Annotated in this window: 14 protein-coding genes; 8 read left to right on the top strand and 6 right to left on the bottom strand. The window is 67.1% G+C overall.

Annotation, left to right across the window (positions count from 1 at the left end; translation table 11 throughout):
- Nucleotides 1-63: 63 nt before the first annotated feature.
- Both SJY20_RS15705 and SJY20_RS15700 read right to left on the bottom strand, forming a co-directional pair.
- Nucleotides 64-1,500: a mannitol dehydrogenase family protein gene (locus SJY20_RS15705; RefSeq protein WP_380787850.1), complete on the bottom strand. Its 1,437-nt coding sequence runs from the start codon at nt 1,498-1,500 to the stop codon at nt 64-66.
- On the bottom strand, nt 1,497-2,975 hold the full coding sequence (locus tag SJY20_RS15700) for a UxaA family hydrolase (RefSeq protein ID WP_380787849.1): 1,479 nt from the start codon (nt 2,973-2,975) through the stop codon (nt 1,497-1,499). The genes SJY20_RS15705 and SJY20_RS15700 overlap by 4 nt, the downstream gene beginning before the upstream one ends.
- 102 nt (nt 2,976-3,077) lie before the next feature.
- Between SJY20_RS15700 and SJY20_RS15695 the strand changes: the two genes are divergently transcribed.
- The 8 genes from SJY20_RS15695 (at nt 3,078) to SJY20_RS15660 (ending at nt 13,700) form a co-directional block, all read left to right on the top strand.
- Complete coding sequence (locus SJY20_RS15695; protein WP_380787848.1) at nt 3,078-4,106, top strand: LacI family DNA-binding transcriptional regulator; 1,029 nt, start codon at nt 3,078-3,080, stop codon at nt 4,104-4,106.
- Between the two features lie 84 nt (nt 4,107-4,190).
- On the top strand, nt 4,191-5,621 hold the full coding sequence (gene uxaC / locus SJY20_RS15690) for a glucuronate isomerase (RefSeq protein WP_380787847.1): 1,431 nt from the start codon (nt 4,191-4,193) through the stop codon (nt 5,619-5,621).
- A 79-nt stretch (nt 5,622-5,700) separates the two neighbouring features.
- Nucleotides 5,701-6,540 (top strand): 5-dehydro-4-deoxy-D-glucuronate isomerase, encoded by an 840-nt coding sequence (gene kduI / locus SJY20_RS15685; protein WP_380787846.1) that lies wholly within the window; start codon nt 5,701-5,703, stop codon nt 6,538-6,540.
- 112 nt (nt 6,541-6,652) lie between these two features.
- Nucleotides 6,653-7,408: a 2-dehydro-3-deoxy-D-gluconate 5-dehydrogenase KduD gene (kduD, locus tag SJY20_RS15680; protein WP_380787845.1), complete on the top strand. Its 756-nt coding sequence runs from the start codon at nt 6,653-6,655 to the stop codon at nt 7,406-7,408.
- Nucleotides 7,408-8,427 carry a sugar kinase gene (locus SJY20_RS15675; protein ID WP_380787844.1) on the top strand — a complete coding sequence of 340 codons (1,020 nt, stop codon included), beginning with the start codon at nt 7,408-7,410 and terminating at the stop codon, nt 8,425-8,427. The genes kduD and SJY20_RS15675 overlap by 1 nt, the downstream gene beginning before the upstream one ends.
- Entirely contained in the window at nt 8,414-9,964 is a 1,551-nt protein-coding gene (locus SJY20_RS15670) for a carboxylesterase/lipase family protein (protein WP_380787843.1), read from the top strand. The genes SJY20_RS15675 and SJY20_RS15670 overlap by 14 nt, the downstream gene beginning before the upstream one ends.
- Nucleotides 9,965-10,212: 248 nt before the next feature.
- Nucleotides 10,213-13,224, top strand: a complete 3,012-nt coding sequence (locus SJY20_RS15665; RefSeq protein WP_380787842.1) for a TonB-dependent receptor — start codon at nt 10,213-10,215, stop codon at nt 13,222-13,224.
- Between the two features lie 194 nt (nt 13,225-13,418).
- Nucleotides 13,419-13,700, top strand: coding sequence for a DUF6916 family protein (locus tag SJY20_RS15660; protein WP_380788743.1), 282 nt, complete (start codon nt 13,419-13,421; stop codon nt 13,698-13,700).
- Here SJY20_RS15660 and SJY20_RS15655 read toward each other — a convergent pair.
- From SJY20_RS15655 to SJY20_RS15640, 4 genes are all read right to left on the bottom strand, one after another.
- A complete protein-coding gene (locus SJY20_RS15655; RefSeq protein ID WP_380787841.1) occupies nt 13,693-14,271 on the bottom strand; it encodes a GNAT family N-acetyltransferase in 579 nt (192 codons plus the stop codon). The two genes, SJY20_RS15660 and SJY20_RS15655, sit on opposite strands and share 8 nt — an antisense overlap.
- Before the next feature lie 16 nt (nt 14,272-14,287).
- Entirely contained in the window at nt 14,288-14,818 is a 531-nt protein-coding gene (locus SJY20_RS15650) for a phage tail protein (protein ID WP_380787840.1), read from the bottom strand.
- Between the two features lie 99 nt (nt 14,819-14,917).
- The gene (locus SJY20_RS15645) at nt 14,918-15,457 is read right to left on the bottom strand and encodes a phage tail protein (protein ID WP_380787839.1); all 540 of its coding nucleotides are present in this window, start codon (nt 15,455-15,457) and stop codon (nt 14,918-14,920) included.
- A gap of 79 nt (nt 15,458-15,536) precedes the next feature.
- Entirely contained in the window at nt 15,537-16,076 is a 540-nt protein-coding gene (locus SJY20_RS15640) for a phage tail protein (protein ID WP_380787838.1), read from the bottom strand.
- Nucleotides 16,077-16,176: the final 100 nt, after the last annotated feature.

The following is a 16,176-nucleotide window of genomic DNA, read 5'->3' as shown; positions in this document are numbered from 1 at the left end:
CAAGAACCCCTCCTCTATTCTGTTTTGCCGGTGCGTAATGGAAACCGGTGTCAGTGACAAGGATCAGCCAAACAACCTGGCCCAGTTTCCTGCATGCGCATCGGTCGCGGCCTCCTGCAGCGCGGCGACCAGCGCCGCATCCGCGGCGACCGCGGTGGGAATGCCGAGGCCCTGGCGGGCCAGCGCAGCGACGACGTCGGCGGGGCTGCCCTCTGCCGCGATCGATGCCAGCGTGGCGCCGGCGGGATCGACGATCGCGGTGCCGGCGCGCGCCTGGCGGATCAGGAACGCCACCCAGCAGCCGATCGCCGCGACGACGTTGGCCGGCATCCTGCCTGCCTGGCGGTTGGCGACCAGCGTGTCGCCCAGGCGATAGGGGAGCTTCTGCGACCCATCCTGCGCGATCTGGTCGAGCCGGTGGACGATCACCGGGTTGCGGAACCGCTGCAGCACCGCGGCGCGATACGCATCGATGTCGAGCCCGCGCACGACCGGCAGCATCGGCACGATGTCGCGGACGATCATCGCATCGACGAAGCCGGCCAGCGCGTCGTCGCGCATCGCGTCGGCGACGCTGGTCGCGCCGCGTAGCAGCCCGGCATAGGCGAGCGTCGAATGCGCGCCGTTGAGGATCCGCAGCTTGGCCTTTTCGTATCCGCCGACATCGTCGGTGATCGTCGCGCCCGCTCCGGCCAGGTCGGGGCCGAGCGGTTGGCCGATGTCTTCGATCACCCACTGCGCGAAGGATTCGCGTTGCACCGCGGCTTCGTCGCGGAGCCCGATTGTGGCTTCCACATCGTCATAGAGCGCCGCGTCGCTGGCGGGCGTGATCGAATCGACCATCGTCGAGGGAACGCGGACCTCGCCCGCGATCCAGTCGGCGAGGTCCGCGTCGCGCTGGCGCGCGAATGCGACGAGCGCCGCGTGCAGCTTTGCGCCGTTGCTGGCGAGATTGTCGCACGGCATCGGCACGAACGGCGCGATGGCCGCCGCCTTGCGGGCACCGAGCCCAGCGACGAGCCAGCCGATCAGGCTGCGCGGCGTGTCCGTGCCGGCGAGATCATGGACGATGTCGGCATGGTTCATGTCGAGCGTGCCGTCGCCAGCCAGGCAATAGCCCTTCTCTGTCACGGTCGACGTCACGAGTTCGACCGAGGGATCCGCGAGCAGCGCATGGATGCGTGCGGCATCCTCTGGTCCCAGGAACTCGCGGTGCGCGCCGATCACGCGCATCGACGATTCGGTGTCGCGGATCGCCAGCGTGTAGAGTCCGTCCTGGGCGGCCAGCGCTTCGACCGTGCCGCGCGAGCGCATCGACACCGCGGCGATCCCCCAGCGCGGATCGTCCGCGAGGACCTGGTCGATATAGGCGGCCTGGTGCGCGCGGTGGAACGCGCCGGGGCCGAAATGCACGATCCCGACATGGGGTTCGGTACGCCCAAGCGGGCTCGGCACGGTCACGCGACCCAGCGTCGCCATCGTCAGTCGGGGTGCGGTCAAAGTGTAACGCCTCGTTTCCAGATTGCGATTTCGCGTTCGCCATTGCGTTCGGCGGCGGTCTCCGCCCCCGATGCGACCGCCATGATGCGCGCCAGCAGCGCCTCTTCGGCGGCCGGGAATCCGTCGACCAGCACCGCGCCGGCGTCGAAGTCGATCCAGCCGGGTTTCCGAGCCGCGAGGTCGCTGTTCGATGCGATCTTGATCGTCGGCACCGGGAAGCCGAGCGGCGTGCCACGCCCGGTCGTGAACAGGATCGCGGTCGCGCCCGCCGCCGCTAGCGCAGTCGACGACACCGCGTCGTTGCCCGGCGCCTCCAGCATCGTCAGCCCGTCATGCGAGACGCGGTCGCCATACGCGATGACGTCGGCGACGGTCGCGCGCCCGGCCTTCTGCACCGCGCCCAGCGACTTTTCCTCCAACGTCGTGATCCCGCCCGCGACGTTGCCGGGGGAGGGGTTCTCCGACACCGGCTCGCCGTGATCGATGAAGTACTGCTTGAAGTCGTTCACGACGTGGACGATGCGGTCGAAGATCCCGGCATCGGCGGCGCGGTTCATCAGCAGCTGTTCGGCACCGAACACTTCCGGAATCTCGGTGAACACCGCGCGTCCGCCCGCTGCGGTGACGCGGTCGCTCATCCGCCCGACCAGCGGGTTCGCGGTCAGCCCCGACAGCCCGTCCGACCCGCCGCACTTGACGCCCAGCACCAGCCGGTCGAGCCCCACGGTCGTCCGCGGCGTCGCCGCCAGTGCGGCAAGCTCGGCGACCAGCGCGCAGCCTTCCTCGACCTCGTCGCCGCTCAGCTGCGTCGTCAGCGTCCGGATCATCGCGTGGCGCTCGGGCGGGATCGTCGCCATCAGCGCCTTGATCTGGTTCTCCTCGCAGCCGAGCCCGACGATCAGGACGCCGCCGGCATTGGGGTGGCAAGCGAGGCTCGCCATGATGCTGCGGGTGCCGCCCAGATCCTGGCCGAGCTGCGAACAGCCATGCGGATGCGTGAAGGCGTGGACGCCGTCGACGGTGTCGCCGACCAGCGCCGCGGCCCTGGTCGCGATCCGCTCTGCGGTGCGTGCGACGCAGCCGACCGTCGACAGGATCCAGATCTCGTTGCGCGTGCCGACGCGGCCATCGGCGCGGACATAGCCCTCGAACGTCGCCGTCGACGCGGCGGCCGGCAAGACCGTCGGCACTGGATCGAACCGATACGCCAGTGTCCCGGCAAGCCCGGTCTTCAGGTTGTGCGCATGGACGTGCTCGCCCGCCGCGATGGCCATGGTCGCCTGGCCGATCGGAAATCCATATTTCAGCACCGGCGCGAAGGCGGGGATCGGACCCAGCGCCATCTTGTGTCCGCGCTGGATGTCGGACGATGCGGTGACGACGGACCCGCCGACCTCGACGCGGTCGCCGCTATGGACGTCGTCCAGCAGCGTCGCGACGCTGTCGCCCGGATCGACTCTCAGGGCCCTCGCCATCGCATCCTCTTATATATTGGGAACCGGTGTCAGATCATGCGCGCGCGGCTGCCCCGGTGCAAGGCTGTTCGTTCGCGTGCGACACCGCTATGCCTTAGCGTCATGCAGAAGACCGGCCAACCCACGATCAACGATGTCGCCCGCCTGGCGGGGGTATCGAAGAAGACGGTCAGCCGCGTCATCAACCGGTCGCCGCTGCTGAATGGCGACACCCGCAAGCGCGTCGAGGATGTCATCGGCGAGATCGGCTACATCCCCAATCCGCAGGCGCGCGGGCTGGCGCTCAGGCGCAATTTCCTGATCGGGCTGGTCCACGACAACCCCAATGCGCAGACCGTGATGAACGTGCAGCAGGGCATGCTCGAGGCGTTGCGCGGCAGCGAGTTCGAGATGGTGGTGCGGCCGCTCGATCGCGGGTCGGCGACGATGCTGCAGGACCTGCGGCATTTCCTCGAACGCCAGCGGCTGTTCGGGGTGCTGCTGATGCCGCCGATCAGCGAGAACGACTCGGTCGCGGCGCTTTGCGACTCGATCGGCTGCCGCTACGTCCGGATGGGCTCGGTCGCGCTCGACGACACCGATCGCATGGTCGCATCGAACGACCGTGAGGCGGTCTGTGCGGCAACCGAGTATCTCATTTCGCTGGGGCACAAACGGATCGGGCTGGTCGGTGGGCCGCACGGCTTTCGATCGGCGCGCGAACGCCGGCTGGGGTTCGAGGACGCGCTGGCGAACGCGGGCATCGCCTTGCCGCGCAGCATGATCGCGGATGGCAACTATACCTTTGATTCCGGACTGGTCGCGGCCGAGCGGCTGCTCGACCTGACGCCGCGACCGACCGCGATCTTCTCGTCCAATGACGAGATGGCAGCCGGGGTGATCCACGCGGCGCGGCAACGCGGGCTAGATATCCCGCGCGACCTGTCGATCATCGGTTTCGACGACACGCCGATCGCCGCGCATGTCTGGCCGCCGCTGACCACGGTGCGCTGGCCGATGACGTCGATGGCGCGATCGGCGGCGTTGAAACTGATCGCCGGCGAGGACGGCATGGCGGCCGAGGTCGAGGAGCCGTCGCTGTTCCTGTCGACGCTGATCCGCCGTGCGTCGGTCGCGCCGCCGCCGGATTGATCCTGCCTTGCGCGCAATCCTGACACCGCTTACCAGCGGCACCGTTACCGCACGGGCGACGCGCCCGGCACGAGAGGACGAATGATGGCACGGCCACTGGAACTCCATCCGGACCGACTGTTCCCGGCTGATCCCACCACGCGCGACATCGCCCGCGCGCTGTATGCGGAGATCGCCGCCCAGCCGATCGTCAGCCCGCACGGCCATGTCGACCCGGTGTGGTTCGCCGACAATGCCGCCTGGACCGACGCGACCAGCCTGCTGCTCGCGCCCGACCATTATCTCTACCGCATGCTCTACAGCCAGGGCATCGCGCTCGACGATCTCGCGATCCCGCGGTTGAGCGGCGTGCCCGCGACCGATCCGCGTGCGGCGTGGAAATTGTTCGCGCAGAACTATACGCTGTTCCGCGGTACGCCGTCGCGGCTGTGGCTCGACCATGTGTTTTCGGACGTGTTCGGCTTCGACGTCGCGCTGGAAGACGCCACCGCCGACCTGTATTTCGACACCATCACCGAGAAGCTCGCGACGCCTGAGTTTCGCCCCCGCGCGCTGTTCGAGCGGTTCAAGATCGATTTCCTCGCCACCACCGAGGGCGCGCACGACGATCTCGCCGCGCATGCGCGGATCCGCGAATCGGGATGGCAGGGCAGGGTCGTCACCACCTATCGTCCCGACGGCGTGATCGACGTCGAGCATGAGGCGTTCACGCCGGCGATGGCGCGCTTCGCCGAGCTGACCGGCGAGGACGTCTATAGCTGGACCGGCTATCTCGCCGCGCATCGCAAGCGTCGTGCCGCATTCCGCGCCGCCGGCGCCACCGCAACCGACCACGGCCATCCGACCGCAGCGACCGCGAACCTGTCCGCGGTCGAGGCCGAGGCGCTGTTCGCCAAGGTGACGCGCGGCGACTGGACCCCGGCCGATGCCGAGCTGTTCCGCGCGCAGATGCTGACCGAGATGGCGGCGATGTCGGCCGACGATGGCATGGTGATGCAGATCCACCCGGGTTCGTCGCGCAACCACAATGCCGGGCTGTTCGCGAGCCACGGCCGCGACAAGGGTGCCGACATCCCGACGCGCACCGATTATGTCCATGCGCTGCAGCCGCTGCTCGACCGGTTCGGGACCAGCACCACGCTGTCGATCATCCTCTTCACGCTCGACGAAAGCACGTACGCCCGCGAGCTCGCGCCGTTGGCGGGCCATTATCCGTGCCTGAAGCTGGGGCCGTCCTGGTGGTTCCACGACAGTCCGGAGGGGATGCGCCGGTTCCGCGAGCAGACCACCGAGACCGCCGGGTTCTACAATACCGTCGGCTTCAACGACGACACCCGCGCCTTCCTGTCGATCCCGGCGCGGCACGATGTCGCGCGGCGGGTCGATTGCGGGTTCCTCGCGCGGCTGGTCGCCGAGCACCGCATTGCCGATTGGGAAGCCGCCGAACTGGCGTATGAGCTGACCACCGGCCTCGTCCGTCGTGCCTATCGGATCGACGAAAAGACGGTGGGATAGCATCCCATTATATGTAATTGACCGCTTACCCCATTCCCGGACGCCCGCATGCGGCGCGTCGCATCGACCGGAGCTGACCATGTACGAGCGCACCTATTACGCCACGCACCCCGACATGATGGAGTGCGTCTCGAACGACGAACTGCGCGACCGCTATCTGATCCAGGACCTGTTCCGCGACGGTGAGTGCGTGCTGAACTACACCCATGCCGACCGCATGGTCATCGGCGGCGTCGCCGTGAGCAGCGGCAGCGTCGCGCTGCCGCACCAGACCGAGCCGGCATCGGCCGCGGGTCACCCCTTCCTCGAGCGTCGCGAACTCGCGGTCGTCAACGTCGGCAGCATCGAAGGCACCGTGACCGTCGACGGCGAGACGTTCACGCTCGGCAACAAGGACTGCCTGTACGTCACGATGGGCGCGACCGACGTGTCCTTCTCCGGTGACGGCGCGCGCTTCTATCTGGCGTCGTGCCCGGCGCACAAGGCGTTCACCACCCGCGTCGTCTCGGTCGCGCAGTCGACCACGCTCGAGCGCGGCAGCCTCGAGGAATCGAACGAGCGCACCATCCACCAGATGGTCATCCCCGGCATCTGTGACAGCGCACAGCTGGTCATGGGCCTGACCGTCCTGAAGCCGGGCTCGGTGTGGAACACGATGCCTCCGCACATCCATGAGCGGCGTTCGGAAATCTATTTCTACTTCGAGCTCGACGGCCCGAACGACCGCGTGTTCCATTACATGGGCGAAGGCGAAGCGCTGCGTCACATCGTGATCGCCAATGAGGAGGCCGTGATCAGCCCGCCCTGGTCGGTGCACATGGGTTCGGGGACCAAGGCCTATGCGTTCATCTGGGCGATGGCTGGCGAGAACCAGGATTATACCGACATGAACGTCCTCGACATCTGCCAGCTGGCTTAAAACCCCCCTCCCGCTTGCGGGAGGGGCTGGGGGAGGGCCTGTCCTCCCGCGGCGTCTCCCGACAGGCCCTCCCCTAACCCCTCCCGCAAGCGGGAGGGGAATGAGGTATCCAATGACCAATCCCTTCGATCTGACCGGCAAGGTCGCCATCGTCACCGGTGCGAACACCGGCATCGGCCAGGCGATCGCCGTCGCGCTCGCCGAAGCCGGCGCCGACGTCGCCTGTGTCGGCCGCACCCCCGCCGAGGATACCGTCGCGAAGATCCGCGCGCTCGGCCGCAAGGCGGAGATCGTCTCGGCCGACCTGTCGACGATCGAACCGGTCCAGCGCGTCGTCGACGAAACCGTCGCGAAGCTCGGCGGCCTCGACATCCTGATCAACAACGCCGGCATCATCCGCCGCGCCGACGCGGTCGACTTCAGCGAGGCGGACTGGGACGCGGTAATCGACACCAACCTCAAGTCGGTGTTCTTCCTGTGCCAGGCCGCAGGGCGCCACATGATCGCCAATGGCGGCGGCAAGATCGTCAACATCGCGTCGATGCTGACCTTCCAGGGCGGCATCCGCGTGCCGAGCTATACCGCGTCCAAATCGGGCATCGGCGGGCTGACCAAGCTGCTCGCCAACGAATGGGCGACCAAGGGCATCAACGTCAACGCGATCGCGCCCGGCTATATCGCCACCAACAACACCGCGGCGCTGCAGGCGGACGAGAGCCGCAACAAGTCGATCCTCGACCGCATCCCCGCGGGCAAATGGGGCGACGCGAGCGACCTCGGCGGCGCGGCGGTGTTCCTGTCGTCGGCGGCAGCGAACTACGTCCAGGGCCATATCCTCGCCGTCGACGGCGGCTGGCTGGCGCGCTGATGGGCCAGACCGCCAAGCGCCTGCTCGCCTTCGGAGAGATCATGCTCCGGCTGTCGCCGCCGGGGCGCGAGCTGCTGCTGCAGACGCCAAAGCTCGACGTCTGGGTGGCGGGCGCCGAGGCCAACGTCGCGACGCAGCTCGCCAAGCTCGGCCACGATGTCGGCTTTGCGAGCATGGTGCCCGACAATGACCTTGGTCGTTCGGCCATCACGACGCTGCGTGGTCACGGCGTCGACACCACCGGCATCACGCTCGGCGGCGAGCGGATGGGGCTCTATTTCGTCACCTCGGGTGCCGGCATGCGCGCCACCGAAGTGATCTACGACCGCGCCTGGTCGTCGTTCGCGCAGGCACCGACCAGCGCCTGGGACTGGGACACGCTGCTGGACGGCGTCGACCGGCTGCATCTGTCGGGGATCACGCCCGCGCTGGGTCCGGTGCCCGCAGGGAGCGCGCTCGCTGCGGTGCGTGCCGCGACCGAACGCGGGATCGCGGTGTCGTTCGACGGTAACTGGCGTGGCAAGTTGTGGGAGCGCTGGGACGCCAATCCGCGCGCGATCCTGACCGAACTGGTCGAGCATGCCGATCTGATGTTCGGCAACCACCGCGACATCGCGCTGCTGCTCGGCCGCGATTTCCCGAGCGGTGCCGAGGACCGGCGGCGCGAGGCGGCGGAGGCGGCGTTCGCGGCATTCCCGAAGCTCCAGACGATCGCCTCGACCGCGCGGCATGTCGAGCATGTCGACCTGCACCGGCTGTCGGCGCGGATCGATACGCGCGACGGCCATGCGCAGACCGACGAGGTCGTCCTGGCGGGGATCGTCGACCGGATCGGCGGCGGCGATGCGTTCGCAAGCGGCGTGCTGCACGGCCTGCGCTCGGGCGAGGACAGCGCGGGGGCCGCGCGGACCGGGCTCGCGCTTGCCGCGCTGAAGCATTCGCTGCCCGGTGACGCCTCGTTGTTCAGGCAGGGCGATATCGACGCGTATCTCGCCGGCGGGCTGGATGTCCGCCGCTGACGGCTGGACCCGGCGCGCGACGCTTGGCGGCGTCGGCGCGGCACTGATCGCCGCGCGCGCGTCCGCCGCGCCCGTGCAAACGAAGGCGGGCGGGTTCGCGGGTATCACCGAAGGCGGCGTCACGCGCTTCCTCGGCATCCGCTACGGCCGCGCGCAGCGGTTCAAGGCGCCGGTCTCCGAACCGCGCGCGACCGGCGTCGTCCGGGCCACCGCGTTCGGCCCGGTCGCGCCGCAGGGTGGCGCCTATGCCCCGCAGTCCGAGGATTGCCTGTTTCTCAACATCTGGACTGCGCACGCGGACGCGCGCGCGAAGAAGCCGGTGCTGCTCTACATCCATGGCGGCGCTTATTCGAACGGCAGCGTCACCGATCCGCTCAACGACGGGCAGGCGCTGGCGGCGCGCGGAGATTGCGTCGTCGTCACCGTCAACCACCGGCTCAACGCGCTCGGCTATCTCTATCTGGCGCGGTTGTCGTCGGCGTTTCCCGACAGCGGCAATGCCGGACAGCTCGACCTGATCCTCGCGCTCAAATGGGTCCGCGACAACATCGCCGCGTTCGGTGGCGACCCCGACCGCGTGATGGTGTTCGGCCAGTCCGGCGGTGGCGCCAAGATTGCGACGATGATGGGGATGCCCGCCGCCGCCGGCCTGTTCCAGCGCGCCGCGACGATGAGCGGACAGCAGGTCACCGCGTCGGGCCCGCTCAACGCGACCACGCGTGCGCGCGGCTATCTCGCCAAGCTGGGCGTGAGGGAAAACGATCTGGCGAAGCTGCTCGCGATGCCGGTCGAACGGCTGGTCGAGGGTCTGTCGACGACCGATCCGATCCTCGGTGGCGGGATGTATTTCGGGCCGGTGCTCGACATGAAATGGCTGACGCGGCACCCGTTCTGGCCCGACGCCAACCCGCAATCGCGCCACATCCCGATGATGCTCGGCAACACCCACCGCGAGACCGGCGGGTTCCTGGGGCCCGACACGCCCAAGGTGAAGGGGCTCGACTGGAGCAACCTCGTCGAGCGGATGGCGCCCGAGCTGAAGATCGACATCCTCCCCGAATGGGTCGTCGCGCAATATCGCGCGCGCTATCCGGACTGGACGCCGACCGATGTGTTCTACGACGCGACCACCGCCGGGCGCAGCTGGCGCGGGCAGGTGATCGAGGCCGAAGCGCGTGCCGCCGCGAACGCGCCGACCTGGGTCTATCAGGTCGATTTCGCATCGCGCACCGACCCGCGGCGCGGCGCGTTCCATACGATGGACATCCCGCTGGTGTTCGGCACGCTGGGCGCGGCGGGATCGCAGACCGGGACGGCGGCCGATGCACGCAGCGCGTCGAAGGCGATGCAGGACAGCTTCGTCGCGTTCGCTGCTACCGGCGATCCGAACCATGCCGGCCTGCCGCGTTGGCCGCATTACGACACGCGCACCCGCGCGACGATGCTCTTCGACACGCGCAGCCACGTCGAGAATGATCCGCGGAGCTGGCAGCGCGAGCTGTTCGCGCGCGTCCCGTACATTCAACCCGGCACCTGACGCAGCTCTAAAGCGGAGAGTTCTGCGCCCGCTCGCGACGACGGGATATTGACACTCACGCGATCCCGCAGCATGGCTGACACCGGTTACCTGCTTCGGTAGGAATCGGTGGGCACGACCGGGAAACCCGGCAGCCCAGGAGGGGATGAACTGCAGGACATGCGACCACGCTGTCCCCTTCCGCACACCGCGCCGGTTCGTCCGTAGCACGCAGGGCAAAACGGTTTCGGCCGAAGGGGAGTGGATAGATGACGGACTTTGCAACGGCCTCGCGGCGGGTTTCCCGCCTTTCCGGCGTATCGGGCACGGCCCTGGCGCTGTCGCTTCTACTCCCCGCGAGCGCGTTCGCGCAGGCGGCGGCGATTCCGCAGGCGGTGACCCCGGGTACACCCGCACAGACCGATCCTTCGCCAGCGCAGACCGCGATCGCGCCTGAACAGGCCGCGGATCCGGCGGCGACCACCGCGCCGCAGGCCGCCGATGCCGCGCCGGCACCCGCCGCCGATGCCGAGATCATCGTCACCGGTTTCCGCCGTTCGCTCGACGCCGCGCTCAACGTGAAGCGCCAGTCGGTGGCCGCGGTCGATGCGATCGTCGCCGAGGACATCGCGAAATTCCCCGACCAGAATCTCGCCGAATCGCTGCAGCGCATCCCCGGCATCTCGATCCAGCGCGACGCCGGCGAAGGCCGCGCGATCACCGTGCGTGGTCTGGGCGCGCAGTTCACCCGCGTCCGCGTCAACGGCATGGAAACTGTGGCAACGTCGACCGACGGCGCCAGCGCCAACCGCGACCGCGCGTTCGATTTCAACGTGTTCGCCTCCGAGCTGTTCAACTCGATCGTCGTCCACAAGACCGCCGAGGCCTCGCTCGACGAAGGCTCGCTGGGCGCGGTGGTCGATCTGAACACGGGCAACCCACTGGGCGGCAAGGCCGGCTTCACCGCGGTCGCGTCTGTCCAGGCGAGCTACAACGACCTCAGCAAGAACACGCGACCGCGGCTCGCCGGGCTGCTGTCGTACAAGTCACCGGATGGCACGTTCGGCGCTTCGGTGTCCGCGGCCTATTCGAAGACCGAAAATCTCGAACTCGGCAACAACACCACGCGCTGGGCGCAGGCGCGATTCGATTCGGTGAACGGCACGCCGTGCTTCTACAATTCCAACGCCGGTGCGACGCCGGTCAACAACGCCGGCGGCTTCTACCGGCCGAGCGCGGCGTGCGACAAGGCGGCGCTCGCCTTCCACCCGCGCATCCCGCGTTACGGCGAAATCTTTCACGGTCGCGAGCGGCTCGGCATCACTGGCAGCGTGCAATGGTCGCCGAGCGATGCGACCAAGGTGTCGATCGACGGCCTGTATTCGCGGTTCAAGGAAACCCGCGAGGAGAAATGGGGCGAGGTCCTGCTGCGCTCCAACGAACGCTCGATCGACCTCAGCAACGTCCAGTACGACAACAACAACAACCTGATCGCGGCGACGCTGAACGACGCCTATGTCCGCACCGAGCATTATCTGCGCAAGTCGAAGACCGAATTCTATCAGCTCGGCGGCAGCTGGGACCAGGACGTCACCGACCGCCTGCGCTTCACGCTGATGGGCGGGTTCTCCAAATCGACCGCAAGCATCCCGGTCGAAACCACCTTCGTGTTCGATAACCGCAGTGCGTCCGGCTACAGCTACGATTATACCGACTCGCGCAGCCCGCTGCTGACCTTCGGGACCAGCGTCACCGATCCGGCCAATTTCCAGCTCGCCGAAATCCGCGATCGCCCGTCGGAAACCGTCAACAAGTTCCGCACCGCACAGCTGCGCACCGAATATGACGTCGCCGAGGGCTACAAGCTGAAGCTCGGCGCGCTCTATCGGAAGTTCACGTTCGATACCCAGGCTTACACCCGCGATGCCGTCGTCTGCCCGGCGGCAGGTCGCGACGTCGTGCTCGGCACGGTCACCTGTTCCGCCGCGTCGCTGTTCGGGCCGACCGCGGTCTATGGGTATCCGGCTGGCAATCTCGGCGAGACCTTCACGGTCGGCGACGCCGGTCAGCCGAGCGGCAACACCAACACCTTCCTGATCCCCAACATCGATGCGGCTGCCGCGTTCACCGGGCTGTACAACCGCCCCAAGGTCGTCGATGCCGGCAACATCCGCAGTGTCAGCGAAGAAGTCACCGGCGGTTACGGCGAAGTCGACGTGAAGGGTTCGGTCCTCGGCCTCGACTATGCCGCCAACGCCGGCGTCCGCTATGTTCACACCGCGCAGAGCTCGACCGGGCTCAACAACGGTCTCGCGGTGACGATCGCGCGCAGCTACGACGACTTCTTGCCCGCAATCAACGTCGCGCTGTTTCCGACCAGCAAGGTCATCCTCCGCGGCGCGATCTCGAAGGTGCTGACCCGCCCGACCCTGGGCAACCTGACGCCGGGTGGTTCCGTCGACGGCTTCAACTACCGCGTCACCTTCGGCAATCCGCAGCTCGATCCGTTCCGCGCGACGGCATTCGACCTGGCGGCGGAGTGGTATTTCGCACCGCAGTCGATCTTCTCGGTCGCAGCGTTCAAGAAGAAGGTCGAGAGCTTCCCGGTGTCGCAGTCGGTCAGCGGGTCGTTCGAATCGACCGGGTTGCCGCGCTCGGTGATCCCGCCTTCGAGCCCGGCCGCGCTGCCGCAGAATGCCGACCTGCTGTACACGATCACGTCGCCCGTCAACGGGTCGGGCGCGTCGCTGAAGGGCGTCGAGATTGCGCTGCAGTCGACGTTCCGGTTCCTGCCCGGCTTCCTCAAGAATTTCGGTGCGATCGCCAACGCGACGTTCATTGGCTCCACCGCGACCTATACGGTGCAGGGACCAACCGTGAATCCGTGCGTTGCCGGTGCCACGGCTGCGGCGGCGTGCACGTTCGGACCGAACGTGTCGGTGTCGCGGACGGGCACGCTGTTCGGCCTCTCGAAGCGTCAGTATAACGGCACGCTCTATTACGAGGATACCAAGTTCTCGGCCCGCAGTTCGATCAGCTATCGCGGGCCCTATGTCGATCAGAACAGCGCGACCGGGAACGTCTTCGAAGGGTATAACTCGACGATCAACGTCGATGCGTCGGTGCGCTACAAGCTGACGCCGGGCCTGGAGGTTTCGCTGGAAGGGACCAACCTGACCGACGAATATCGCGATCGCTACACCGATCTCGACGCCAACCGGAACTACGAGAACAATCACTTCGGCCGCACCTTCCTGGCCGGCGCGCGCTTCAAGATGTAGGTGGGCAGCCCGGCGCGGCGGGTGTTCGTGCCCGTCGCAACCGGCGTTGCGACTACGCCAGATGGCCGCCGCGTATCGGCGCGCGATGGTTCAATTGCTTGCATCATCCCGATCGTATAGCCTCGTCGGCAAACACTTCCCAGGCAGGCTTGGGAACTACGGTCTCGTTGCGGGAGTGATGCTGCTTGAACGTGATGCTGTCGCTGCAAAGCTTTGCCGGAGCCGTCGGCGAGGAGTTCTCGCTCGATCTCGGGGCCGCGTCTATGGCGCTCGCGCTGGTCGAGGCAAAACCACTATCCCATCGCGCGGGTGGCATGCGACAACCCTTTTCGTTGGTATTTCGCGCGACATCGCCGGTGGTCCTGCCGCAGAAAATCTATCCGCTGGCGAACGCTACACTCGGGCGACACGGGATTTTCCTGGTACCGATCGGCCGCGATCGGGGAGGCGTACTGTATCAGGCGGTGTTCAACTGATCCGCCAGATCATGCGCCGGTGCGTGTCCGGAGTGTCGTGGCCATCTCCGGCAACTGGAACGAAGCCGTGCCGCGCATAGAGCGAAGCGGCGCGCGGGTTGGTGACCAGGACATGGAGATCGATGCCGCTGGCGCCGTCGTCGCGGGCGCATCCTTGTAGCCAGTCGATCAGCGTCGAACCCGCGCCGCGCCCCTGTGCTGCGGATCGCAGGCTGATCTCGACCAGCCGCCAGAGCGAAGCACCGCGTCGCACATACAATCGCCCCGCGGCCTCGCCGCCAATTTCGACGATCCAGAAATCGGTGGTGACGCCGGCCGTGGTGAAATGACGGTGCTGGAGCGCGAACTGGCTGGCCAGGAACGCCGCCTTGGCGGCATCGGTCCACGGCGTGAAGGCGAGTTCGTCGGATCGCGTTTCACCGTACAGGCGCTGCAGAAACGCGGCATCCGCATCGTTCGCCGGACGCAGCGCAATCCCAAGCGCTGCGGGACGCAGCGCGGGCCCCTTCACGTGCAGCGACGCGCCGGGACCCCTTGTGTGCAGTCGCGCGTCAGGCGGCGTGGGCGTCACGGACGACGGCCGGCGTTCAGCCGAATTGCGGAAAGACGCCGGTGAGCGCGACCGAATAGTTGAGTCCCAGAAAGGGCTGGGTATTCGGGTGCGCGGCGCCATTCCCCGCCGTGCCGATCGCGTTCGAATTCAGCGCCACGGTGCTGCTCGGCGTCGCGAACGCGGCAAATCCGTCATTGGCGGCGTAGCCGATCGCGGACGACGCGGTCGGCACGGCAGTTTGGGTGCCGGCCGGGACATAATCGGAAAAGGCGTGATTGTGCATCGGCATCTCGTCGCTGGTCAGCGCAATGCCATAGCTGCCGAAGGTTTCGCCTATCGTTCGCTTTTGCGTCCCCGGACCCTGGCCCGCGCCGCAGTTCTGGCGTCCTGCAAGGTTCGGCAGGCCAAAATTGTTCACCCCGTCGCCGCCGAAATTGATCCCGTATAGCGAGAACAACCCGGTGTACTGCCGGAGCGGCATCATCTGCCCCGCCGCGAACGCCCAGTTCAGCGGAGCGAAGGAAAACCCGAAAACCTGGATTTCGCCGATATACGGTTCGGTCATGGTCATGTCCTCGATGGGATGGCGGACGACGCGCGATCGGTACGCGGCATGTCGGGGTCGGTTCGGATCAGGGCCGGTTCGGATCAGAGGGGCGTCGGATCAGGGCGGGGTCGGATAAATCCCTAAGGTCGCGATGCAATATTGCAGCGTCAGTGTGGGCGCCGTGTTGTCATGCGGCTGGTTGCCGCCTGCGGGTCGAACCGCCGATGCGGGGAATGGCGTGGCCGTCGCGCCGGCGATCGATGGCGTATAGAATTGCTCGCCCACACTCGCCGGCACCGCGGCCAGCACGAAGTTCGTCGGCGTGATCGAGGTGCCGACGTCGGTCGACGCCAGCATGAAATGCACGTGCGGGGACATTTGCTGGACGGTGAGCGTAATCGATTCGTCGCCGCTGACCTGCCCGATAGGCCTGGGGCTCATGCCGCCTCCGGTGCCCTGATGGATCGGCACGCGCCCGCGCAGGTCGGGAACGGCGAACGTCGCCTGGCCATCGCCGCCATAGGTGGTGCCGATCAAGTTGAACAACACTTCGTAGTCGCTCGTCGACAGCAGCGAGCCATCGCAGAGCTGCCACCCCAACGGTGCGCCGCGCGCATAGGGGATGATCCGGATTTCGCCCACATAGCACTCGCTCATCGTCCATTCCTTCCTGCCGGCGCGTCGCCGGAATTCGGTATCGTCGGCACCCGACATCGCCGCACCACGCCGCGCTCGGCTAGCTGCGCGTGGGATAGATCCCGGACATCGCGATGTTGAAGCTGATCACCGAGAATGGTTGCATGTTGGGGTGCTGCGCACCGTTTCCCGCGCTCGTCGATGGACCGCCGCCGAGCGGGACGAGATGCGTGGGGGCGCCGTACAACGTCGCGCCATTGGTGACCTGGCCGAGCAGCTCGTTGCTTTCGAGGAACGTGCTGCCCGATGCCGCCTCCGTCCCCGCAAAACCGTGGGTGTGCGCGCCGTTGTGGGGCGGCATCAGCGTCACCGCCTCGGTGCCGCCGATCACCCCCAGCGGCGCCGCCGGCGGTTGCCAGTCGCCGCCTTCCGAGACGAACCCGCCACCGATCGGCGTGCGCCCGCGAAGATCGGGCAGCGCGAACGTCACGACGCCGTCGCCGCCGTAAACCGTCCCGAGAAGCGAGAAGAGTGCGGAGTTCTGGGAGACCGCGACGATCGCACCGTTGCACTGCGCAAAACCTCTCTGCGCGAATGCAAAGCCCGTCATCATGACCTGACCCATGTAGAAATCCGACATGCCGACCCTCCCTTTGATTCAGGTGTACGCTCTTATTACCGGCCTCGGATCAGTATAATGCCTTCGACGATAATCTAACGATGGCCTACGTCGATCCGAC

The organism is Sphingomonas sp. R86521 (assembly GCF_042466235.1).
Classification (GTDB): Bacteria; Pseudomonadota; Alphaproteobacteria; order Sphingomonadales; family Sphingomonadaceae; genus Sphingomonas.
Note: the sequence above shows the minus strand (reverse complement) of the source record. Positions and strands in the feature narration are given on the sequence as shown.